This window comes from Pseudomonas sp. Marseille-P9899 (assembly GCF_903166565.1).
Taxonomy (GTDB): Bacteria; Pseudomonadota; Gammaproteobacteria; order Pseudomonadales; family Pseudomonadaceae; genus Aquipseudomonas; species Aquipseudomonas huaxiensis.
In genome coordinates this window covers 827,281-849,401 of the sequence record NZ_CAESCG010000003.1, presented here as the reverse complement: position 1 = coordinate 849,401, position 22,121 = coordinate 827,281, and the positions used below count along the sequence as shown (strand labels likewise).

At 63.0% G+C, this 22,121-nt stretch carries 17 protein-coding genes and 2 tRNA genes; 7 read left to right on the top strand and 12 right to left on the bottom strand.

Annotation, left to right across the window (positions count from 1 at the left end; translation table 11 throughout):
• Nucleotides 1-86: 86 nt before the first annotated feature.
• From HWV67_RS19605 to HWV67_RS19595, 3 genes are all read right to left on the bottom strand, one after another.
• On the bottom strand, nt 87-4,082 hold the full coding sequence (locus tag HWV67_RS19605; protein ID WP_175652435.1) for a bifunctional nitrate reductase/sulfite reductase flavoprotein subunit alpha: 3,996 nt from the start codon (nt 4,080-4,082) through the stop codon (nt 87-89).
• Nucleotides 4,083-4,417: 335 nt separating this feature from the next.
• A tRNA-Asp gene (locus tag HWV67_RS19600) sits at nt 4,418-4,494 on the bottom strand.
• A gap of 13 nt (nt 4,495-4,507) precedes the next feature.
• A tRNA-Val gene (locus tag HWV67_RS19595) sits at nt 4,508-4,583 on the bottom strand.
• A 159-nt stretch (nt 4,584-4,742) separates the two neighbouring features.
• On the opposite strand from HWV67_RS19595, the gene rdgC reads away from it, so the two are divergent.
• A complete protein-coding gene (gene rdgC, locus HWV67_RS19590) occupies nt 4,743-5,663 on the top strand; it encodes a recombination-associated protein RdgC (protein WP_175652434.1) in 921 nt (306 codons plus the stop codon).
• Between the two features lie 150 nt (nt 5,664-5,813).
• On the top strand, nt 5,814-6,131 hold the full coding sequence (gene sugE / locus HWV67_RS19585) for a quaternary ammonium compound efflux SMR transporter SugE (protein ID WP_095155435.1): 318 nt from the start codon (nt 5,814-5,816) through the stop codon (nt 6,129-6,131).
• Between the two features lie 19 nt (nt 6,132-6,150).
• On the opposite strand, the gene HWV67_RS19580 is transcribed toward sugE, so the two are convergent.
• Nucleotides 6,151-8,025, bottom strand: coding sequence for an MFS transporter (locus HWV67_RS19580; protein ID WP_175652433.1), 1,875 nt, complete (start codon nt 8,023-8,025; stop codon nt 6,151-6,153).
• A gap of 107 nt (nt 8,026-8,132) precedes the next feature.
• Nucleotides 8,133-9,281: a TDT family transporter gene (locus tag HWV67_RS19575; protein WP_175652432.1), complete on the bottom strand. Its 1,149-nt coding sequence runs from the start codon at nt 9,279-9,281 to the stop codon at nt 8,133-8,135.
• 271 nt (nt 9,282-9,552) lie between these two features.
• Between HWV67_RS19575 and HWV67_RS19570 the strand changes: the two genes are divergently transcribed.
• Nucleotides 9,553-13,029, top strand: coding sequence for a PAS domain-containing hybrid sensor histidine kinase/response regulator (locus HWV67_RS19570; protein WP_175652431.1), 3,477 nt, complete (start codon nt 9,553-9,555; stop codon nt 13,027-13,029).
• On the opposite strand, the gene rmuC is transcribed toward HWV67_RS19570, so the two are convergent.
• Together rmuC and HWV67_RS19560 are read right to left on the bottom strand one after the other, a co-directional pair.
• Nucleotides 13,001-14,515: a DNA recombination protein RmuC gene (gene rmuC, locus HWV67_RS19565; protein WP_371929315.1), complete on the bottom strand. Its 1,515-nt coding sequence runs from the start codon at nt 14,513-14,515 to the stop codon at nt 13,001-13,003. The two genes, HWV67_RS19570 and rmuC, sit on opposite strands and share 29 nt — an antisense overlap.
• 58 nt (nt 14,516-14,573) lie before the next feature.
• On the bottom strand, nt 14,574-15,002 hold the full coding sequence (locus HWV67_RS19560) for a tetratricopeptide repeat protein (RefSeq protein WP_175652430.1): 429 nt from the start codon (nt 15,000-15,002) through the stop codon (nt 14,574-14,576).
• 944 nt (nt 15,003-15,946) lie between these two features.
• On the opposite strand from HWV67_RS19560, the gene HWV67_RS19555 reads away from it, so the two are divergent.
• The 3 genes from HWV67_RS19555 to HWV67_RS19545 all read left to right on the top strand — a co-directional run bounded on the left by HWV67_RS19555 (nt 15,947) and on the right by HWV67_RS19545 (nt 18,356).
• Nucleotides 15,947-16,171: a hypothetical protein gene (locus HWV67_RS19555; protein ID WP_095155718.1), complete on the top strand. Its 225-nt coding sequence runs from the start codon at nt 15,947-15,949 to the stop codon at nt 16,169-16,171.
• A gap of 268 nt (nt 16,172-16,439) precedes the next feature.
• A complete protein-coding gene (locus HWV67_RS19550) occupies nt 16,440-16,922 on the top strand; it encodes a hypothetical protein (RefSeq protein ID WP_175652429.1) in 483 nt (160 codons plus the stop codon).
• 147 nt (nt 16,923-17,069) lie between these two features.
• On the top strand, nt 17,070-18,356 hold the full coding sequence (locus HWV67_RS19545) for an OmpP1/FadL family transporter (protein WP_175652428.1): 1,287 nt from the start codon (nt 17,070-17,072) through the stop codon (nt 18,354-18,356).
• Nucleotides 18,357-18,401: 45 nt separating this feature from the next.
• Here HWV67_RS19545 and HWV67_RS19540 read toward each other — a convergent pair whose 3' ends face one another.
• A complete protein-coding gene (locus HWV67_RS19540; RefSeq protein ID WP_175652427.1) occupies nt 18,402-19,337 on the bottom strand; it encodes a LysR family transcriptional regulator in 936 nt (311 codons plus the stop codon).
• A gap of 119 nt (nt 19,338-19,456) precedes the next feature.
• On the opposite strand from HWV67_RS19540, the gene HWV67_RS19535 reads away from it, so the two are divergent.
• Nucleotides 19,457-19,717: a DUF2798 domain-containing protein gene (locus tag HWV67_RS19535; RefSeq protein ID WP_110969183.1), complete on the top strand. Its 261-nt coding sequence runs from the start codon at nt 19,457-19,459 to the stop codon at nt 19,715-19,717.
• Between the two features lie 12 nt (nt 19,718-19,729).
• Here HWV67_RS19535 and HWV67_RS19530 read toward each other — a convergent pair whose 3' ends face one another.
• The 4 genes from HWV67_RS19530 to HWV67_RS19520 form a co-directional block, all read right to left on the bottom strand.
• Complete coding sequence (locus HWV67_RS19530) at nt 19,730-20,281, bottom strand: glutathione peroxidase (RefSeq protein ID WP_175652426.1); 552 nt, start codon at nt 20,279-20,281, stop codon at nt 19,730-19,732.
• A gap of 39 nt (nt 20,282-20,320) precedes the next feature.
• Complete coding sequence (locus HWV67_RS31790) at nt 20,321-20,443, bottom strand: hypothetical protein (RefSeq protein WP_256680152.1); 123 nt, start codon at nt 20,441-20,443, stop codon at nt 20,321-20,323.
• The gene (locus HWV67_RS19525; RefSeq protein ID WP_175652425.1) at nt 20,440-21,648 is read right to left on the bottom strand and encodes an MFS transporter; all 1,209 of its coding nucleotides are present in this window, start codon (nt 21,646-21,648) and stop codon (nt 20,440-20,442) included. Before HWV67_RS19525 ends, HWV67_RS31790 begins: the two co-directional genes overlap by 4 nt.
• Nucleotides 21,649-21,711: 63 nt before the next feature.
• On the bottom strand, nt 21,712-22,116 hold the full coding sequence (locus HWV67_RS19520; protein ID WP_175652424.1) for a MarR family winged helix-turn-helix transcriptional regulator: 405 nt from the start codon (nt 22,114-22,116) through the stop codon (nt 21,712-21,714).
• Nucleotides 22,117-22,121: the final 5 nt, after the last annotated feature.

Sequence of the window (22,121 nt, the reverse complement as noted above, 5' to 3'; positions counted from 1 at the left end):
TTCATTCCGGAGGTGAACCCTAATGGGGCTGCTTCGCGAGCAAGCTCGCGCCTACCGAGTCGGCCCGGTTGAGCTGCCGCGAGGCTTCAATACACATCCCGCAGATAACGCTTGTCCCGCCCCATCTGCGCAACATAGAGCGCAGCATCCTCGGCACTAATCCCACCCTGCACGGCAATCACCTCTTTCAGCGCGGCATCCACATCCTTGGCCATCCGCGCCCCATCGCCACACACATAGAAGCAGGCGCCCTCCTCCAGCCATTGCCACAACAGCGCGCCCTGTTCACGCATGCGCTGTTGCACGTAGATCTTTTCCTCTTGATCCCGCGAAAAAGCCGTATCCAGTCGGGTCAGAACACCCCTGTCACACCACGCCATCAGCTCATCGCGGTAGTAGAAATCACAGGCCTCCCGCTGCTCACCGAAGAACAGCCAGTTACGCCCCTTGGCCTGCCGCGCCTCCCGCTCCTGCAGAAACGCGCGAAACGGCGCAATTCCGGTGCCGGGGCCGATCATGATCACCGGCACGCCATCATCCGCCGGCAACCGAAAACTCGCCGATGGCTGCGGGAAAATTTGCACCTTCAGGTTCTCGGCGCGATCCGCGAGGTAGCTGGAGCAAACGCCTTTGCGCTGGCCGAAGCGCACGGTGGACATGGTCAGGTGTACCTGCGTCGGATGCAGTTTCGGACTGGAACTGATGGAGTACAGCCGCGGCTGCAACGGTTTGAGCAGCGCCAGCCACTCTGCCTGGGAAAGGCTCAAGGGAAACTCGGCGAGCAGATCGACCAACTGCCGTCCCCAGAGCCAGTCATTCAAAGCGGCCTTGTCGCCGGGCAGCCCGGACACTTTGGCCAATACCTGCGGTGTGATGCGGCTGATATCCAGGTGCTCGCCCAACGCAACAGCCAGCGGCATCGGTTCCTTGAGATTGACCACCGCATCGCCGTCCAGCCCGCTGCAACGCAGGAACTCCTCCACCAGTTGCGGACAGTTGCGCGGCCAGATGCCCAGCGCATCGCCCGCCTGGTAACTCAACCCGCTGTCGCCAAGGTCGAAGACGATCTGCCGGGTTTCCTTGCTCGCCCCCGGCCCATTGAGCACGCGGTTTTCCAGCAGTTGCGCGGGCAGCGGATGGCTTTTGCCGAACGCAGGCTTTGCCACCTCGGCGACCGGTACCGGCGCTTCGGCGAGCTTGGCCGTCAGCGCCTGCAGCCAACTGGCGAAGGGCTCATCGAAATCCGGCTCGCAATCGACCCGTTCCAGTAGGCGCTCGCCACCCAGTTCAGTCAGACGCTGATCCAGTTTTCGCCCGAAACCGCAGAACTGGTCGTAGCTGGAATCGCCCAGGGCCAGCACCGCATAAGGCCGCTTCGCCCAGGCGGCGTCATCCTGCAACGCCTGCCAGAAGGTGGTGGCGCTGTCGGGCGCTTCGCCATCGCCGAAGGTGCTGGTGATCAACAACAGGCTGGCCGCTTCGCCGACTTGCGCCGGCTTCGCCGCTTCCATGCAGTCCAGGTGCACGCTCAGCCCCGCCTGCCGCAGGTGGCTGGCGCAACGCTCGGCGAGGGTCTGGCTGTTGCCGGTCTGGGAGGCCCAGAGCACCAAGTGCGAGGGCTTTTGCTCGATCGTCGCTAGCGCGCTGGTGGTCGACGCCTCGCTGCGGGAATACATCCCAGCCAGCAGCCCATCGACAAACAGGCGCCGCGCCGGGGCGAGGGGCGCATTGGCGGGCAGTACCGGCACACCACCGGGCGTCGCTGCGCCGAGTCCGAGCAGGAAGCCATGCAAATACTGTTGTTCGCTTTCGGCCAGGGCCAACGCGGGGGGCGCACCCAGGCCCAAGACCTGGCGCAAGGTGTCGGTCGGCATCAGCCCGGCCTCCTTGGTAATGACGGGATTCAGTTGAAGTGCATCGATGCGCTCGCCGCTGACCCGGGTCAGGGCCACAGCGCAGTGCTTGAACGCCGGCTGCAGGGAAATCGGGTCCACGGCATCGCAGGTCACGGCGTTGATCGCGAGTTGCTCGCCATACAAGTCGTTCCAGTGAAACGGCGCAAAGCAGTTGCCCGCCAGGACCCGCGCGCTGATTCGCGCCGGCAGCACGGCCTGGCCGCGGCGGGAACTGACCTGCACCTGGTCCTTGTCGGCAATGCCCAGCGCGGCGGCGTCTTCGGGGTTGATTTCGAGGAACGGCCCAGGCTCGAGCTTGTTCAGGCTGGCGACCTTGCCGGTCTTGGTCAGGGTGTGCCACTGGTGCTGGACGCGGCCGGTATTGAGCACCAGCGGGTAGGACTCGTCCGGTAACTCGGAAGGCGGCAGCCAGGGACGGGCGAAGAAACGGGCCTTGCCGCTGGCGGTAGCAAAAACGATGGCCGGGCGTTGACCCTCGACGCCGTCGCGTGGCGTCTGGCTCAGGCCGTCATTGAGGTAGCGCAGCGGACTGCGGCTGTCGGCCCGCCCCGGCTCGCACGGCCATTGCCGTGGACCTTCTCGCAGTTGCTGATAATCGAGACCGCGCAGGTCGTAGCCGGTCGCCGGGTTCCAGGCCTGACGAATTTCCTCGAATACCGCTTCGGCGTTGGCATAGCTGAAACCCTCGGCGTAGCCCATGGCACAGGCCACCCGGGCGATGATCTGCCAGTCCGGCAGGCTATCGCCGGGAGCATCCACCGCCTTGGTGGTGAGGGTCAGGTTGCGTTCGGAATTGATCATCACGCCTTCGGATTCGGCCCACAGCGCGGCGGGAAGAAGGATGTCGGCGTAGCGATTGGTTTCGGTGTCGAGAAAAGCGTCCTGGCTGATCACCAGTTCCGCAGCGCGCAGGCCGTCGATCACCCGCTGACGATTGGCGACACTGGCCACCGGGTTGCTGCAGATGATCCAGCAGGCTTTCACCTCGCCCCCCGCCATCTGCTCGAACAGGCCGATGGTGCCCTCGCCGCCTTCGGCGCGCAGGCTGCCCGGCGCAATGTTCCAGAGGCCTTCGACAAACTGGCGATCGGCCTCGACCAGCGCCGAACGCTGCCCGGGAAGGCCGGGGCCCATGTAGCCCATTTCCCGTCCGCCCATGGCATTGGGCTGGCCGGTCAGCGAGAAAGGTCCGCTACCGGGACGGCAAATCGTTCCGGTTGCCAGGTGCAGATTGCACAGTGCATTGGTGTGCCAGGTGCCATGGATGCTCTGGTTGAGGCCCATGGTCCAGCAGCTCATCCAGTCCTTCGCCGCACCAATCCAGGCGGCGGCCTGGCGGATATCGGCTTCGGCCAAACCGGTGATTTCAGCCACCCGCGCCGGCGGGTAATCGGCGAGGAAGGCCGGTATCTCGTCCCAGCCCTCGGTGTAGCGGGCGATGAACTCGTTATCGGTATGACCGTTTTCGTGCAGCAGGTGCAGCAGGCCGTTGATCAGGGCGAGGTCGGTACCGGGACGGATCTGCAGAAACAGGTTGGCCTTGTCGGCAGTGGCGCTGCGCCGCGGATCAACGACGATCAGCCGCGCACCGGCCTTGAGCCGATCGAGCAGGCGTAAAAAGAGAATCGGATGACAGTCGGCCATATTGGCGCCGATGACGAAGAACACCTCGGCGTGCTCGAAATCCTGATAGCTGCCGGGCGGGCCGTCCGCGCCCAGCGACAACTTGTAGCCGCTGCCAGCGCTGGCCATGCACAGGCGCGAGTTGGATTCGATATGGCGGCTGCGGATAAAACCCTTCACCAGCTTGTTCGCCAGGTACTGGGCTTCCAGCGACATCTGCCCGGACACATACAACGCCACGGCGTCCGGCCCGTCACGGTCGATGATTGCGCGCAGGCGGCGGGCGGTCTGCTCGATGGCCTGATCGATCCCCAGACGCACCGGGTCGCGCTGGCGTTGATCGCGCAGAAACGCCCACTCCATGCGCCCGGACTCGCGCAGCGGCTGATGGCAGCTCAGCCCTTTGGTGCAGAGCCGGCCGAAATTGCTCGGGTGCTGCTTGTCACCGCTGACCTTGGTCACCCGGTTGTCGGTCACGCTCATGACGATGCCGCAACCGACACCGCAATACGGACAGACACTGCGCACCGTCGTGCTGGTCATGACCCTGACTCCCCTGCCTTTTGCACAAAAACAAAAAGGCGCCCTGCCGCTCCGCCCTGAAAACAGGGGAAGCAGCACGGCGCCTTTGTCGTAAACGGGGCAATCGACGTTGATTGCCTGATGGGCAGGTGAAAGCAAGGGGCGCGCCAGAGTGCTCGAAGCCCTGATTCATTGGGCGTGGCGGTCTGGCGTAAGGAAATGGCTGCACCGTGATGGTGAGCTGTGCACCAAGGCGCGGCATGGGATGCCGAAGAAATCGCAGGCACAAAAAAAGCGACCCTAAGGTCGCTTCCTTTGTAACTTCCGGGTGTTCAGTGGGCCCTGGAAGTTGAATATGGCGCAGCGGACGGGACTCGAACCCGCGACCCCCGGCGTGACAGGCCGGTATTCTAACCGACTGAACTACCGCTGCGCTTAACACTGAGTGGTGGGTGATGACGGGATCGAACCGCCGACCCTCTGCTTGTAAGGCAGATGCTCTCCCGGCTGAGCTAATCACCCTTCGTCTCGGTGTGGCGCGCATTCTACGGAGCACCCAAGGGTCTGTAAAGCACTTTTTGAAAAAAATTTTTCAGGCGTTCCAACGACTTAGCGGGGTTGGCCTCAGCGGCTCCCTCGGAGAATAATGCCCCCCTTATATAGAGAGGAGTGATCCGCCCCATGTGGTTCAAAAACCTGCTGAGCTACCGCCTGACCCAGGACATCCCGTTCGATGCCGAAGCACTGGAAACTGCACTGGCCACCAAGCCCGCTCGCCCATGCGCCAGCCAGGAGTTGACCACCTACGGTTTTGTCGCCCCCTTCGGCAAAGGCGAAGACGCGCCACTGGTGCATGTCAGTGGTGACTTCCTGCTGATCGCCGCGCGCAAGGAAGAGCGCATCCTGCCGGGCAGCGTCGTGCGCGATGCGGTCAAGGAGAAGATCGAAGAGATCGAGGCCGAGCAGATGCGCAAGGTCTACAAGAAGGAACGCGACCAGATCAAGGACGAGATCATCCAGGCCTTCCTGCCGCGTGCCTTTATCCGTCGCGCCATGGTCTTCGCCGCCATCGCACCGAAGCTGGGCCTGGTGCTGGTCAACTCGGCCAGCGCCAAGCGTGCCGAAGACCTGCTGTCGACCCTGCGTGAAGTGATGGGCTCGCTGCCGGTGCGTCCGGTGACCGTGAAGATCGCCCCAACCGCCACCATGACCGACTGGGTGAAAAGCCAGAAAGCCGCCCCGGACTTCTATGTCCTGGACGAATGCGAACTGCGCGACACCCACGAAGACGGCGGCATCGTCCGCTGCAAGCGCCAGGACCTGACCAGCGACGAGATCCAGTTGCACCTGGGCACCGGCAAGCAAGTCACCCAACTGTCCCTGGCCTGGCAAGACAAACTGTCGTTCGTCCTCGACGACAAGATGGTCATCAAGCGCCTGAAGTTCGAAGAACTGCTGCAGGATCAGGCCGAGGAAGACGGCGGCGAGGAGGCCCTGGGCCAGCTCGATGCCAGCTTCACCCTGATGATGCTGACCTTCACCGAGTTCCTGCCGGCGCTGTTCGAAGCGCTGGGCGGTGAAGATATTCCGCAAGGCATCTGATGAAGCGCGGGGCCGCAGTTGCGGCCCCGCCTACATCCTGTTTGCCCTTCGCACCAAGACTGTGCACTATATTGCGCACTGCGAGGACGGCCTCGCGACGCACCGCGTGACCATCCGGGGACGGCCCCATCACCTGATGGAGTAACAAGCATGTCCTGGATCATTCTGTTTTTCGCCGGCCTTTTCGAAGTCGGCTGGGCTGTCGGCCTGAAGTACACCGACGGCTTCACCCGCCCCCTGCCCACCGCTCTCACCGTCGCCGCCATGGCTGTCAGCCTTGGTTTGCTCGGCCTTGCCATGAAGGAATTGCCGCTGGGCACTGCCTATGCAATCTGGACCGGTGTCGGCGCCGTGGGCACGGTGATCGCCGGAATCATCCTGTTCGGTGAATCCATGGCACTGGTGCGGTTGCTCAGCGTTGCGCTGATCGTCGCCGGCCTGATTGGATTGAAGGTCAGCGCAAGCTGACCTTCGTCGCTCACGTCACTTAGCGAATCTCGCCGCGCAACGCCCCTACCCGTTCGCGCAACAGCGCCGGCTCCGCCTGCTCACCCACAACAGCGGAGCCGGCCACCAGGGTCACCCGCGACCAGAACCGCCGGAAGAAGCCCTTGCCCGGATCGCGGCTGAAGAAACTCCCCCACAACCCCTGCAACGCCAACGGAATCACCGGTACCGGCGTGCGCTGCAGAATCAGCTTCATCCCGCCCTTGAACTCATCGATCTCGCCGTCGCTGGTCAGCTTGCCTTCCGGGAAGATGCACACCAGCTCACCGTCCTCCAGGTACGCGGCGATCCGCTCGAAAGCCCGCTCGTAGGTGGCGAGGTCTTCGCTGCGCCCGGCGATCGGGATGGCGCCGGCGGTGCGGAAGATGAAGTTCAGCACCGGCAGGTTGTAGATCTTGTAGTACATGACAAAGCGCATCGGCCTACGTACCGCACCGGCGATCAGCAGCGCATCGACGAACGACACGTGGTTACACACCAGCAGCGCCGCGCCTTCGTCCGGGATCTGCTCCAGGTCGCGGTGCTTGACCCGGTACATGGAATGGCTCAGCAGCCAGATCATGAAGCGCATGCTGAATTCGGGAACGATGCTGAAGATGTAGGCGTTCACCGCAATATTGAGCAGGGACACCACCAGGAACAGCTCGGGAATCTCCAGCCCGGCCACGCCCAGCAGAACCATGGTGACAATGGCCGAGACCACCATGAACAGCGCATTGAGGATGTTGTTCGCGGCGATGACCCGGGCCCGTTGGTCTTCCGGGGTGCGCGCCTGGATCAGCGCGTACAGCGGCACGATATAGAAGCCGCCGAATACGCCGAGGCCGACGATTGACAGCAGAATCCACCAGGCCTTGGCCATGCCCAGCAGCGCCAGCCAGTCATACGGCGCGACGCCGGCCGGGATATCGCCGGAATGCCACCACCAGAGCAGGCCAAACAAGGTCAGGCCGAACGAGCCGAACGGCACCAGGCCGATTTCCACCTTGCGTCCGCTCAAGCGCTCGCAGAGCAGCGAGCCGAGGGCGATGCCCACCGAGAACAGGGTCAGGATCAGCGTGACCACGGTTTCATCACCGTGCATCCACACCTGGGCATACGCTGGAATCTGCGTCAGGTAAATCGCCCCGACAAACCAGAACCACGAGTTGCCGACGATCGAGCGCGACACTGCCGGGGTCTGGCGCAAGCCCATGCGCAGGGTCGCGCCGGTCTGGGCGATGATGTTCCATTGCAGCTTGAGTTCCGGCGACGCTGCGGCAGACCTTGGAATAGAGCGGCTGGCGAGATAACCCAGGACCGCGGTGCCGACGATGCCAGTGGCCACCACGGGAGCATAGGTGCTGCTGGACATCATCACCCCGGCGGCAATGGTGCCGGCGAGGATCGCCAGGAACGTGCCCATCTCCACCAGGCCGTTGCCGCCTACCAGCTCTTCTTCGCGCAGGGCCTGGGGCAGGATCGAGTACTTCACCGGACCGAACAGCGCCGAGTGCGTGCCCATGGCGAACAGCGCCAGGAGCATCAGCCACAACTGGTTATAAAGGAAGCCAACCGCGCCGATGCTCATGATCACCACCTCGGCCAGCTTGATCGCGCGGATCAGGGCGTCCTTGGTGTACTTCTCGCCGAATTGCCCGGCCAGCGCCGAGAACAGGAAGAACGGCAGGATGAACAGCAGTGCACAGAGGTTGACCAGCATCGAGCCATCGCCGCCGATGCTGAGCTTGTAGAGGATCGCCAGGATCAACGACTGCTTGTACAGGTTGTCGTTGAATGCCCCCAGCGACTGGGTGATGAAGAAGGGCAAGAAGCGGCGTTTCTTGAGCAAGGCGAACTGCGAGGTGTGGCTCATCGTCCATGTACCTGAGTGGGCTTTGTGATTTGAGGCGTCGAGCGCGAGAAAAGCCACACTTTGCCGGATTGGCCGTCTTTCAATCCAGTGCCGCTTGCCCCGATCAGTCAGCCCTTCTTGCGACCACAATCGGCAATGCACGGCGAAACAAACAACTCTCCCCGCCACGCTCCACACACGGTGCGCCAGGCCACCACCGACCACATCCCGATCAACGCCAGCACCAGCACGCCGCCGAGGGTCTGGAAGAATCCGAGCTTGAGCCACACCGCCAGTTTCAGCGTCGCCAGGGCGTACACCCCCAGCGGAAAGGTAAAGCCCCACCAGCCCAGGTTGAACGGCATGCCCTGATGCAGATGACGCAGGGTGATCAGCACTGCGGTCAGTAACCACCAGAATCCACAGCCCCAGAGCACGATCCCGGCGATCAGGCCCAGGCCGCGGGCGATTTCGCCGAAACCGGCCAGGCCGTTGGCGGCGAAGATCGCCGGGGCATCACCGCCGAGCAGCAGCATGCCCAGCGCGCCGGTGCCAATAGGGCCGAGCGCCAGCCAGCTCGAGGCGGCCATGTGCGCCGGCGGCAGTTTGTGCAGGGCCATGCGCAGGATAAGGATGGTCAGGATGCTGAACGCCACCGGCAACGACACCGCCCACAGCACATAGCTGGTGATCAGCACCTGGAACTGCCGCGCGGCGTCGTCCAGATGAACCGCCAGCAAGCCGCCACTGGCCGCCGCCACTTCCGCCGCCACCACCGGCAGCAGCCAGACCGCCGTCATCTGGTCGATGCTGTGTTCCTGGCGGGTGAACATCAGAAACGGAATCGCCACGCCACACAGCAGCGCCAGCGCTACATCCAGCCACCACAGCGCTTCGACCCACGGCAGGAGGCCGTCGCCAAAACGCGCGAGGCCAAACGCCAGGGCGCCGTTGAGCAAGGTCGCCAGCGCCATGGGAATGGTGCCGAAAAACATCGACACGGTGGAGTGGGCGAAGATGCGCCGCGCTTCATCGAAGAACAGCACCCAGCGCGCACCATAAAGAACACAGAACAACACGAACAAACCGATGGCCAGCCACCACAGCGCTTCGCCTACCCCCGCCAGTGCCGGCATCGCCTGCGGCAAGGCCAGCGCCAGCACACCGGTGCCCATGACCACGGCAAACCAGTTCGGCGTGAACTGGCGAATCACCTCGCGGGGATGGGCCAACTGGTTGAAGGGGCGTAAGGGATGGGCAGTGGTCTGGCAAGTCATGGCGGTTATCTCCTGTCCTCTGATGAGGTAGGAATGAGCTTACAACTGACAGGAATATCCATATAACGGGTATTTTCTCTATTTATTATCGATTTTACCGATAACAGAACCCTGCAATTGCGCCACAACCCGTCTGGATCGCCGCTTCCCTGCGACACCCCGCCACTGCGACCTTGGTCGGCGCTGACGAAGCGTTGGCGGCGTGCCAGACTGATTGATCGAGGCTCGCCGTCTGCCATGCCGGCCAGCTCATTTTTTGTTCGGAGTTGTCATGTCGTTGTCCAGCGGGCTGATCGCGGTGGTCGCCCTGGCCTATATGGCCATCATGTTCGCTATCGCCTTCTACGGTGACCGTCGCAGCACCCCGCTGCCGCCGCGCCTGCGCGCTTGGGTCTACAGCTTGTCGCTGGCGGTGTACTGCACCAGTTGGACGTTCTTCGGCGCGGTCGGCCAGGCCGCCGAACAACTCTGGGCGTTCCTGCCGATCTACCTCGGCCCGGTGCTGCTGATGATCTTCGCGCCCTGGGTGCTGCAGAAGATGGTGGCGATCAGCAAACAGGAAAACATCACCTCCATCGCCGACTTCATCGCAGCCCGCTACGGCAAGTCGCAGGCGCTCGCGGTGGTGGTCGCGCTGATCTGCCTGGTCGGCGTGCTGCCCTACATTGCCCTGCAACTGAAAGGCATCGTCCTCGGCGTCAACCTGCTGATCGGCGCCAATGCCGACGCCACCGGCAGCCGGGTGCAAGACACCGCGCTGGTGGTATCGCTGGTGCTGGCGCTGTTCTCCATCGTGTTCGGCACCCGCAGCCTCGACGTTACCGAGCACCACCGCGGCATGGTCCTGGCCATCGCCTTCGAAGCCATCGTCAAGCTGCTGGCCTTCCTCGCCGTCGGCGCCTTCGTGGTGTTCAACCTGTATGACGGTTTCGACGACCTGTTCAGCCAGGCCAAGGCCTCGCCAGCGCTGGACGCCTACTGGCAAGAGACCATCAACTGGCCGTCGATGGTGGTGCAGACCGGGGTGGCGATGATGGCGATCATCTGCCTGCCGAGGCAGTTCCAGGTCACCGTGGTGGAGAACATCGAGCCGCAGGACATGCGCATGGCGCGCTGGGTGTTTCCGATGTACCTGGTGCTGGCCGCACTGTTCGTGGTGCCGATCGCCCTGGCCGGACAGATGCTGCTGCCGGGCACGGTAATTTCCGACTCCTTCGTCATCAGCCTGCCATTGGCCGAGGCCCATCCGAGCCTGGCCCTGCTGGCGTTTATCGGCGGTGCTTCGGCCGCTACCGGCATGGTGATCGTCGAGGCCGTGGCGCTGTCGACCATGGTGTCCAACGACATGCTGCTGCCCTGGCTGCTGCGCCGCAACAACGCCGAGCGCCCGTTCGAAGCGTTCCGCCACTGGATGCTCACAGTGCGCCGGGTGACCATCGTGGTCATCCTGCTGCTGGCCTATGTCAGCTACCGCTTGCTCGGTTCGACGGCAAGCCTGGCGACCATCGGCCAGATCGCCTTCGCTGCGGTCACCCAACTGACCCCGGCCATGCTCGGCGCGCTGTACTGGAAACAGGCCAACCGCCGCGGCGTATTCGCCGGTCTTGCCACCGGCACCTTCCTCTGGTTCTACACCCTGGTGCTGCCGATCGCCGCCCATAGCCTCGGCTGGTCGCTGGAGCTGTTCCCCGGCCTGGCGTGGCTGCACGGCAACCCGCTGGACCTGCCGATCACCCCGCTGACCCAAGGCGTGGTGCTGTCGCTGGCCGGTAACTTCACCGTGTTCGCCTGGGTTTCGGTGCTGTCGCGGACCCGGGTCACCGAGCACTGGCAGGCCGGGCGTTTCATCGGCCAGCAAAGCAGCGCGCGGCCGAGCAACCGCTCGCTGTTGGCGGTGCAGATCGATGACCTGCTGCACCTCGCCGCACGTTTTGTCGGCGAAGAGCGTGCACGGCAGAGCTTCATCCGCTTCGCCTACCGCCAGGGCAAGGGCTTCAACCCCAACCAGAATGCCGACGGTGAGTGGATCGAACACACCGAGCGCCTGCTCGCCGGCGTGCTGGGCACCTCCTCGACCCGCGCGGTGGTCAAGGCGGCCATCGAAGGCCGCGACATGCAGCTCGAAGACGTAGTGCGCATCGCCGACGAAGCTTCGGAAGTGCTGCAGTTCAACCGCGCCCTGTTGCAAGGCGCCATCGAGAACATCAGCCAGGGCATCAGCGTGGTCGACCAGTCGCTGCGCCTGGTGGCCTGGAACCGCCGCTATCTTGAGCTGTTCAACTACCCGGACGGGCTGATCAGCGTTGGCCGGCCGATCGCCGACATCATTCGCTACAACGCCGAACGCGGCCTGTGCGGCCCCGGCGAGGCGCAGGTCCACGTCGCCCGGCGCCTGCACTGGATGCGCCAGGGCCGCGCGCATACCTCCGAGCGACTGTTCCCCAACGGCCGGGTCATCGAGCTGATCGGCAACCCGATGCCGGGCGGCGGTTTCGTCATGAGCTTCACCGACATCACCCCGTTCCGCGAAGCCGAACAAGCGCTCAAGGACTCCAACGAAAGCCTCGAACAACGGGTCGCCGAGCGTACCCGCGAGCTGTCGCAACTGAACCTGGCGCTGACCGAAGCCAAGAGCCATGCCGAGGCGGCGAACAAGTCCAAGACCCGCTTCCTCGCGGCGGTCAGCCACGACCTGATGCAGCCACTGAACGCCGCGCGACTGTTCTCGGCGGCGCTGTCGCACCAGGCCGAGGGCCTGTCCGGCGAAGCCCAGCAACTGGTCCAGCACATGGACAGCTCGCTGCGCTCAGCGGAAGAACTGATCAGCGACCTGCTGGATATTTCACGCCTGGAAAACGGCAAGATCACCCCGGACGCCAAGCCCTTCGCCCTCAGCGAGCTGTTCGACACCCTCGGTGCCGAGTTCAAGGTGCTGGCCCGCGAACAGGGCCTGGACTTCCGCCTGCGCGGCAGCCGCCTGCGGGTCAACAGCGACATGAAGCTGCTGCGGCGCATCCTGCAGAACTTCCTGACCAACGCCTTCCGCTACGGCAAGAGCCCGATCCTGCTGGGCGTGCGTCGCCACAAGGACCACCTGTGGCTGGAAGTCTGGGACCGTGGCCCGGGCATCGCCGACGACAAGCTGCAAGTGATCTTCGAAGAATTCAAACGCCTGGACAGCCACCAGACCCGCGCCGAAAAAGGCCTCGGCCTGGGCCTGGCGATCGCCGACGGCCTGTGCAAGGTGCTCGGCCATCCGCTGGAAGTGCAGTCATGGACCGGCAAGGGCAGCGTGTTCCGGGTCAAGGTGCCGCTGGCCAGTGAGCGGGCTATCGAACCAGTGAAGACGCCGGAACAGGCCGGCCAGCCGCTGGCGGGCCTGCAAGTGCTGTGCGTGGATAACGAAGACAGCATCCTGATCGGCATGAACAGCCTGCTCAGTCGCTGGGGCTGCCAGGTCTCCACCGCGCGCAACCGCGAGGAATGCGCCGCTTTGCTGGACAAGGGCCTGCGCCCGCACTTGGCGCTGGTGGACTATCACCTGGACGACGGCGAGGTGGGAACGGAACTGATGGCCTGGCTACGCACCCGCCTGGGCGAGCCGGTGCCGGGCGTGGTGATCAGCGCCGACGGCCATGGCGAGACCGTGGCCAAAGTGCATGCCGCGGGCCTCGACTACCTGAGCAAGCCGGTCAAGCCGGCAGCCTTGCGCGCCCTGCTCAATCGCCATCTGAGCCTGGTGCAGTAAGCAGGTCGTTGGCCGGGTTGTCGCCGGCCTGCATGGCTCGCTCCAGCAAATCGGTCGGCAAGCTCTTGCTGGCCCGGGCGCCGAGCAGCTTGAGCTGCTCGCTGCGGCTGATCAGGTTGCCGCGCCCCTCGCAGAGCTTGTTGCGCGCCGCCGCGTAAGCCTTGTCCACCTGTTGCAGGCGATTGCCAAGCTCGTCCAGGTCCTGGATAAACAGCACGAACTTGTCGTACAGCCAGCCGGCGCGCTCGGCGATTTCCTTGGCGTTCTGGCTCTGCCGCTCCTGTTTCCACAGGCTGTCGATAACCCGCAAAGTGGCCAGCAGCGTGGTCGGGCTGACGACCACAATCTGCCGGTCGAAGGCTTCCTGAAACAGCGTCGGCTCGGCCTGCAACGCCGCCGAAAATGCCGCTTCGATCGGCACGAACAGCAGAACGAAATCCAGGCTGCGCAAACCTTCAAGGCGGCTGTAGTCCTTGCTGGACAAGCCTTTGATGTGGCTGCGCAACGAGTGCACGTGCTGCTTCAATGCGGCTTGGGCGACATCGTCCTCGGTGGCGGCGACGTACTGCTGGTAGGCGGTCAGGCTGACCTTGGAGTCCACCACGACCTGCTTGTCGTCCGGCAGGAAAATCAGCACGTCCGGCTGGAAGCGCTCGCCATCGGCGCTCTTCAGGCTGACCTGGGTCTGGTACTCGCGGCCCTTCTCCAGGCCGGCATGTTCCAGCACCCGCTCCAGAATCAGTTCGCCCCAGTTGCCTTGGGTTTTCTGCCCCTTGAGGGCCTGGGTCAGGTTGGTTGCCTCGTCGCTCAGGCGCAGGTTGAGTTGTTGCAGGCGCTCAAGCTCCTTGCCCAGCGAGAAACGCTCGCGCGCTTCCTGCTGGTAGCTTTCTTCCACCCGTTTTTCGAAGGCCTGGATGCGCTCCTTGAGTGGATCGAGCAACTGCCCGAGGTGCTGCTGGCTGGTCTGGGCGAAACGCTGTTCGCGCTCGTCGAAGATGCGCGTGGCCATTTCCGCGAACTGTGCACGCAATTCATCCCGCGAGCCTTGCAGGTCGTTCAGGCGTTGCTGATGGCTGTCCTGCTGCTCGCGCAGCTCGGCATCCAGGGCGGCGCAGCGGGCATCGAGGCGGCGCAGTTCGGCTTCGCGGGAAGTGCGTTCAAGATTCCAGGCGTGGGCGGCATCGCGCGCGTTATCACGATCGATCTGCAGCAGGTCCAGTTCGCGGGCCTGGGCGGCGAGATTGGCCTGTTTGACGGCGTTGGCCTGGCTGAGATCGCTGATCTCGTCACGGCTGGCGTCCAATTGCGCCTGCAGGCCTTCCTGAGCCAGCAGCGCGCTGCTCAGGCGCTCCTCGTGCAGAATCGCCAGGGCCTGGCGCTCCGTCTGCTGGCGCTGCCAACGCAACAGGAGCAGGCCCGACGGCACCAGGGCCAGCACCACACCCAGCATCACACTGGCCAGATCGATTGCAGCCATCGACAACATGCTCACCCCCGGAAAAAAGTCCCGCAGAGCTTAACAGCACCCGAGCACGCTGCAGCACTCAGCCGCGTGGCAGTTGCCCGAGCAGGCGGCTGGCCTCGGCCGAGCCCTTGGCCGCGGCCTGTTCAAGCCAGTGACGGGCCTGCTCCGGCTCGTTGACCTCGGGCTGGCTGCAGAGCCGGCCGTATTCCAGCTGCGCCCGCCGATCACCGGCCCGGGCCGCCTGGCGCAGCAGTTCATGGCCGATACGCCGGTCGCGGGCATTGCCGCAATCGCGGCAGAGCATCTGGCCCAAACGGCTTTGCGCCACCACCACGCCTTCGCGGGCCGGCTGCTTGAGCAGGCGACCGGCAAAATGCTTGACCTGGGGTTTGTCACCCAGCCGCGGGCTGTCGAGCAGCCACAAGGCTACCTTCAGCGAAAAGCGCCGAGGCTCGGGTGCGGACGATGACGAGGGATTGGAGTCTGAGGATTTACCGCGAAACTTCATAAAAACAGGGAAGGAATTTCTTGGGGCGCGCACTCTACCCGATTTTTCCGACGATCGCCTGGCTCATTTCTGAAGTTTTTTTCGATTCGGCTGAAGTTTTTTCTTGACCTTTCTTAGGTGATTTTTTAGCCAGTACTACGCCCAAGGCAAATTGTCCGACAGCCTTCGCCCCGCTAGCACGCCCGTCCTAGAGCAACCGCTCGGGACAATCCACAGAAGCTGTGGATAACTCGGTGGACAACCGCCCCTGACACCCCGCAAACCCCGGTGGAATGGGGCTCCCAGTCAAACTGACGATTTTTTCACCAGCTCAAAAAAGTGTTTTTTTTCATTGACTTGTCCGTTCGAGCAAGTCAATGGCTGGCGTATCTCGGGCTGTTACAGCGCTGTGACACAGGTCGCGCCAAGTGTGCACAAGCGCCCCAAAGCGAGGCGGCGCACTGCACCATCACTGCCATTCGCAGCAAGATGCGGGGCTTCACAGCGACCCGCAAAGTGGACATAATGCTCGGCTCGCCGGACGAAAGATAAAAAGCTTGCCAATAGCGGACGAGCCCTATACTCTTGCCGCCGTTAGTACCAAGCTGAAACTCATTCTGGCAAAAGCGGTCCTTGCAGCATCGCCCACTCTTTTGGGCCATCCTGCTGAAACAGGACCCGCCACTCGAAAGCTCCCCAGGCAAATCCATACCCGCCCTGCAGAGCCAAAAAGCAGACTGAACAGGATCCTCACCCAGAGGCGCAGAACCCTGCCCTGGCGTGTTGCCCGTCTTCTGAAGTACCTACCAGTCAGCCCAGGCGCCCACTTTTTATTGCGCTCTTCACTGGCTGCCCTGTTCCAGTCAGGTTCTGCGCATCGCCTCATTAAAGGCCAGCGTTACTGGAACGTTTGAAATATATACGGCTCAAACTTGCCGTATCTCATGCAGGAACTTCCAATAATGATGAATCAAAACACCCGTACTCAGGCTGCCATTCGCACCCTCTCCCAGGCTTTTGCGCCACTGAACTGCATCATTCTCGCCTCGCGCAAGAACAGCTTCAGCTTCACTCTGGTCGACGAAAACGGCATCGCTCAACACAGCGAGCGTCTGTACCCCGACCAATACACCGGTGCCGAGCCGCTGCAAGCGGTCATCGACCGGACCCGTCAGGCGCTCGTCGCCTGATGGACACACGCCCAAGCCCCTCATTCGAGGGGCTTTTGCTATCCGCATGGCCGTTCCGGCACGCCTGAAACACCCCTGTTTTTTAAGCACCTAACGGCATATGACCTATAACGAAAAGCCGGAAATGATTTAAAAACAGCCCTTTACAGCGCAAATATGACACTACACTTCAACTCAAGCGGCCGTGTCCGCTTCCGGCGGGCCTGCCCCCCGTCCACCTGCTGCCAAGCACCAGCGTCCCGCCGGCCACTTTCAGTTCGAGGGCATTATGGGTATCGCCGCGAGCGAGTTGAGCCAATACGTGATCCGTCCGACCTTGATCTACCTGGACCGTCACTGCCCCAGCGCCGAAGCCCTTCTACTGGGCGTAGCGGCCAGCCAGTCAGCCCTCGGCGCCGCCCTCCACGACCGCCGCGGCCATGGCCTCTACCGCATCGCCGAGCTGCGTCACCAATCCGTCTGGGATCACTTTCTCGCCCGCGATCCGGAACTGGCCAGCCTGGTGCGTGGTCTGGCTAGTCAACATGCCTTTCTCAACGGCCCGCACCTGGAACTGACGGTCAATCTTCGTTACGCGACCGCCATTGCCTGGATGCTGATCGAAGAACAGGCGCCACGATTGCCCGATGCCGATGACCTGCTCGGCATGGCGAAAATATGGCGCCAGATATTTCAGCCCCAGGGCCGGCTGCGCGACTTCACCCGGGCCTGGCAGGCGTGCGTCACGCCGTTGGAACGCCAGGCATGTTAGGAAAATAACTACATCAGCAAACGGAAAAAATTGCCAACAATGGTCTGATTGTCCTACAAAACCGCTCTATCTCCGGCGATACAGCCTATAGCGCATGTAGGAAAATGTTGGTAATTTGCGCCCCGGTGATCCCCTGGAGTTCTAATAATGAAAAAAGTCACACTCATCAAAACCACCCTCAGTCTTGCCGTTACCCTCGCCTCTTCCAACCTGTTCGCCAGCGGTTTCGCGCTCAACGAACAGAGCATCAGCGGCATGGGTACCGGTTTCGCAGGTCGTTCTTCTACTGCCGATGACGCCAGCACCGTATTTGGCAACCCTGCCGGCATGTCGCGCCTGAAGCGTGAACAAGTCACTGTTGGCGGCGCTGCCGTCATTGCCAAGACCGACATCAAGCACGCGAGCGGCACTTTCGGCGGCAGCAACGACGGCGACATGGTCCCCGTGGTTGGCGTCCCGATGGGCTACTACGTCAAGCCGATCGATGACCACTGGGCCTTCGGCTTCGGTATGTACGTACCGTTCGGCCTGCTGACCGACTATGAAAACGGCTTTGCTGGCCGTTACTTCGGGAGCAAATCCGAAGTACAAGTCGTCACCCTGCAGCCAACCATCAGCTACGCCTTCAACGACAAGGTCTCGATCGGTTTCGGCCCGACCATCAACCGTATCGAAGGCGCCCTGGAATCCGCTGCGCTGAACCGCGCAACCTTGGGCCGCAACGACGGCAAGGTGAAGATTTCCGGTGACGACACCGCTATCGGCTACAACATCGGCATCCTGGTGCAGGCCACCGACAGCACCCGCGTCGGCCTGACCTACCACTCGATGGTCGACTACAAGCTCGAAGGCGACACCAAGATCCAGGGTTCCGGCTTTGGCCCGCTGAGCGGCTCCAAGTACGACGCCTCGCTGAAGATCAAGACCCCTGAGTCGGTAGACTTCTCGGTTACCCACGAGCTGGACGACCAGTGGACTATCTACGCGGGCAGCACCTGGACCCGCTGGAGCCGCCTGGAAGCCATCACCGTCAACAACGACGGCGTACCGGCTGCCCTGGCGCCAACCCTCGGCCAGATCAGCGAAGAGCAGAACTGGCATGACACCTGGGCACACGCCATCGGTGCTTCCTACAAGCTGAACAAGGAATGGGTACTGCGTACCGGCTTCACCGTCGACCAGTCGCCGACCAACAACGTCAACCGCTCGCCACGCATCCCGACTGGCGATCGCAAGATCTTCAGCCTTGGTGCCGGCTGGAGCCCGAATGACGACATGACCATCGACGTCGCCTACTCCTACCTGTGGGAAGAAGACGCGAAGATCAACCAGACCACGTCGCCGACCGACCCTGCGCACTTCAAGGGCTCGTACCGCGCCACCTACGAAAACAGTGCACACGGTGTGGGCGCGTCCCTGACCTACCGCTTCTGATTTCGCGTCTGGCTGCATGAAAAAACCGCCCTGGTGGCGGTTTTTTCATGGCTGCGATTTCACCTTCCACTCATCGCCCAGGTTCGCCTGGAGAAACGCCTGGAACGCGCGCACCTTCGGCGTCATCGCCAAGCGGTCGGTGACGCACAGGTAGATATCCATCGGCTCGGTCTGGGCGTAAGCCTGCTCCCCGCCCCGGCCCTCGAACAGCGGCACCAACTCGCCGCGCTCCACATACGGCCGGGCGACGAATTCGGCAAGCCGCGTGATACCGCCATCGCGGGCGGCCATTTGCGCCAGGACGTCGATATCGTCGCTGATCAGCACATCGCCGAACTCGGCGTCGAAGCGCAGGCCATCGCGCACGAAGCCCCAGCGCAGAAAGCGCCCATCCACCGGGTAGCGGAATACCAGGCAGCGGCGCTGCTTGAGCGCTTCCGGGCTTTGCGGCCAGCCTTCGCGGGCCAGGTAGCCAGGGGACGCGCAGCAGACAAACGGCACTTGGGCGATGTGCCGCGCCAGCAGGCCGTCTTCAAGCTGTGGGGTGATGCGGATACTCACGTCGACACCTTGACGGGCGTGATCGACCTTGTTGTCACTCGTAAGCAATTCAATCGAAAGCCGGGGATACAGCGCGCTGAATTCCGGAATCAACCGCCCCAGCACATGCCGACCGAACGCCGACGAGGTGGAAATGCACAAGCGGCCCTGGGGCTCGCTGTCCACCGTGGTCACCGCCTGCTGGGCCTCTTCCAGGTCGCGCTCGATATAGCGGACTTTTTCGTAATAGAGCGAACCGCTGGAGGTCAACACCATGCTGCGGGTGGTGCGAGCCAGCAGGCGGACCTGCAGGTGCGCTTCAAGACGGGCGATATTCTGACTGACCGCAGCAGCACTCAGGCCGAGCGTGCGGGCGCCACCGGCGATGCTGCCGGCCTCGACCACCTTGATGAAACTCTTGATCAGGCCCAGCAGGTTCACGGTCAATCTCCGGGATTCGTAAGTTTCCCTTTATAAAGACCTAAGATCTGCCCGTCTACTTGCCTCGCGGAGGCCTTGTTAACCTGCGGCCACTCAACTGGATCCTTCGAGGAGCATTCATGACTTCATCCGCCGTCACCCGTCGCCCGAAACTCGGCGTCCGCGCCACGCCCTACGTCTTCGCGTTTTACATGTCGTCCATCATGGCCATGCTGATGTGCTTCGTGATCACAGCCGCCAACAGCGGTGTCAACGAGCATTACCTGGGCAACGTGCTGCGCGCCTATCAACTGGCCATGCCGGTCGCGTTTGCCTGCGTGCTGGTGGTCCGGCCGATCGTGATCAAACTGGTGTCGTGGACCGTCCACCCGCCGAAATAACCCCGCGCCGCATCAGGGCCGGGAGGCGATGGCTTTTTCGATGGCGGCCTTGAACTCCGGATCATCCGGCTTGGTCAGGCTGGAGAAATTGGCCACCACCTTGCCCTGGCGGTCGACCACGTACTTGTAGAAGTTCCACTTCGGCGCACTGCTCTGCTGCGCCAGCTCGCGGAACAGCGGCGTGGCGTCATCGCCGCGCACCCGCTGCGGCTCGGTCATGGTGAAGGTCACGCCGTAGTTGGCGTAGCAGACCTTGGCGGTCTTCTCGCTGTCGGCGTCTTCCTGCTTGAAGTCGTTGGACGGCACCCCGAGCATTTCCAGCCCCTGCCCGTGGTGCTCCTTATAAACCGCTTCGAGCCCTTCGAACTGCGGAGCGAAACCGCAGTAGCTGGCGGTATTGACCACCACCAGCGGCTTGCCGGCGAACTGTTCGCACAGATCGATCCGCTCTTTGGCGCGCAGTTTCTGCAGATCGCCCTGGAGCAAGGCCGGGCAGCCGTCGGCCAGGGCAAAACCACTGAAGCCGAGCAGGAGTGAGGCAATCAACAGGCGGCGGACGTGCATGAAGGTTCTCCTTTTAGGGTGCGAACCTTCAGCCTACGCCTAACAGACGCCCATGCCCAACTGCATCAACGCCAGGCCGCCGCGCTGCCAGCCCCACCAGGCCAGCGCCAGCAACAGGGTTGCCAGCGACAGCCCGAACAACCACAGGCCGTAGCGACTCACGCCGCCCCCGCCGTGGCTTGCAGACGCGCCACGGGACGCTCGCGCACCGGCCAGTTCAACGCCGCCGCCAGCAAGCTGAGGACGATGGAAATCTGCCAGACCAGATCGTAGTGACCGGTCTGGTCATAGACCACCCCGCCCAGCCAGCCACCCAGGAAGGCACCGAGTTGATGGAAGAGGAAGACGATCCCGCCCAGCATCGACAGGTTGCGCACGCCGAACAGGGTCGCCACGGTGCCGTTGGTCAGTGGCACGGTGGACAGCCACAACAGGCCCATGGCGATGCCGAACAGGTAGGCGCTGAACGTGGTGATCGGCGCCCACAGGAACAGCACGATAACCACGCTGCGCAGCAGGTACAACGCGGCCAGCAGGCGCGGCTTGGACATCCGCCCGCCAAGCCAACCGGCGGTGTAGGTGCCGACGATATTGAACAGGCCGACCAGCGCCAGCACCGTGGTGCCGGTAGTCGCCGGCAGGTGCTGATCCACCAGGTAGGCCGGCAGGTGCACCCCGATGAACACCACCTGGAAGCCACAGACGAAGAAGCCCAGCGCCAGCAGCCAGAAACCCGGGTGCGAACAGGCTTCACGCAGCGCCTCGCCGAGAGTTTGTTCATGTCCTTGGACTGGCAACGGACGGTCCTTGAGCATGCTCACCAACGGCACGATGAATGCCACCATCAGGCCCAGCGCCAGCAACGCCAGCGACCAACCCAACCAGTTGATCAGGCCGAGGGTGCCGGGAAGCATGGCGAACTGGCCGAACGAGCCGGCAGCGCTGGCGATACCCATGGCCATGCTGCGTTTTTCCGGCGGGACGGCGCGACCGACCACACCGAGGATCACCGAGAACGACGTGCCGGACAGGCCGATACCGATCAGCAGACCAGCGCTGAGGGACAGCGTGACAGGCGAATCCGACATGCCCATCAGCACCAGGCCACAGGCATAGAGGATGCCGCCGATGACCACCACTTTCGCAGCGCCCAGGCGGTCAGCCAGTGCGCCGGCAAAAGGCTGGGCCAGGCCCCAGACCAGGTTCTGCAAGGCAATGGCGAAGGCGAATACACCGCGCCCCCAGCCGAATTCCGCGCTCATCGGCGCCAGGAACAGGCCAAAGCCGTGTCGCACGCCCAGCGACAACGCCAGGATCAGGGCCGCGCCCAGCAACAGCCAACCACTGGTTCGCCATACGGATGTCATTATTCTTCTCTCCTGTGCCGGCAGCTATTTGCGGGTATATACCCGCTTAAGGTCGTTAAAAACTCAGGCCAACTGTTTCAGCAAGCGAACCAGCTCATCACGCTGGGTTTCACCGAGGTTGTCCACCAGCCGTTCCTGGGCCTGCTCCCAAGCAGGTTCGGCAGCCTGCACGCGGGCTTTGCCCTGCTCGGTGAGGAGCACCAGGCGATTGCGCAAGTCATCGCCCTCGGCCAGGGCCACCAGGCCATCAGCCTCCAGCACCTTGAGGTTGCGCCCCAGAGTGCTGCGGTCCAGGCCCATGGCCTCGGCCAAGGACGAAATGCTGGGCTTGTCGAGGCGTTGCAGGTTCCGCAACAGGGAAAACTGGGCAACATTGATGCCGAAGCCTTCGAGGGCTTCGTCGTAATGCCGGCTCACCCCACGGGCAGCGCGACGCAGATGGGTGCAGATGCAGATACTGGTCAACATAGATG

What these genes read in the sequence shown, in the direction of transcription:
- HWV67_RS19560 (WP_175652430.1), bottom strand. Translation starts at nt 15,002, where the DNA reads ATGAAGTTTCGCGGTAAATCCTCAGACTCCAATCCCTCGTCATCGTCC.
- HWV67_RS19575 (WP_175652432.1), bottom strand. Translation starts at nt 9,281, where the DNA reads ATGACTTGCCAGACCACTGCCCATCCCTTACGCCCCTTCAACCAGTTG.
- HWV67_RS19580 (WP_175652433.1), bottom strand. Translation starts at nt 8,025, where the DNA reads ATGAGCCACACCTCGCAGTTCGCCTTGCTCAAGAAACGCCGCTTCTTG.
- HWV67_RS19535 (WP_110969183.1), top strand. Translation starts at nt 19,457, where the DNA reads ATGACTTCATCCGCCGTCACCCGTCGCCCGAAACTCGGCGTCCGCGCC.
- HWV67_RS19520 (WP_175652424.1), bottom strand. Translation starts at nt 22,116, where the DNA reads ATGTTGACCAGTATCTGCATCTGCACCCATCTGCGTCGCGCTGCCCGT.
- HWV67_RS19530 (WP_175652426.1), bottom strand. Translation starts at nt 20,281, where the DNA reads ATGCACGTCCGCCGCCTGTTGATTGCCTCACTCCTGCTCGGCTTCAGT.
- sugE (WP_095155435.1), top strand. Translation starts at nt 5,814, where the DNA reads ATGTCCTGGATCATTCTGTTTTTCGCCGGCCTTTTCGAAGTCGGCTGG.
- rmuC (WP_371929315.1), bottom strand. Translation starts at nt 14,515, where the DNA reads ATGTTGTCGATGGCTGCAATCGATCTGGCCAGTGTGATGCTGGGTGTG.
- HWV67_RS19550 (WP_175652429.1), top strand. Translation starts at nt 16,440, where the DNA reads ATGGGTATCGCCGCGAGCGAGTTGAGCCAATACGTGATCCGTCCGACC.
- HWV67_RS19605 (WP_175652435.1), bottom strand. Translation starts at nt 4,082, where the DNA reads ATGACCAGCACGACGGTGCGCAGTGTCTGTCCGTATTGCGGTGTCGGT.
- HWV67_RS19525 (WP_175652425.1), bottom strand. Translation starts at nt 21,648, where the DNA reads ATGACATCCGTATGGCGAACCAGTGGTTGGCTGTTGCTGGGCGCGGCC.
- HWV67_RS19570 (WP_175652431.1), top strand. Translation starts at nt 9,553, where the DNA reads ATGTCGTTGTCCAGCGGGCTGATCGCGGTGGTCGCCCTGGCCTATATG.
- HWV67_RS19555 (WP_095155718.1), top strand. Translation starts at nt 15,947, where the DNA reads ATGAATCAAAACACCCGTACTCAGGCTGCCATTCGCACCCTCTCCCAG.
- rdgC (WP_175652434.1), top strand. Translation starts at nt 4,743, where the DNA reads ATGTGGTTCAAAAACCTGCTGAGCTACCGCCTGACCCAGGACATCCCG.
- HWV67_RS19545 (WP_175652428.1), top strand. Translation starts at nt 17,070, where the DNA reads ATGAAAAAAGTCACACTCATCAAAACCACCCTCAGTCTTGCCGTTACC.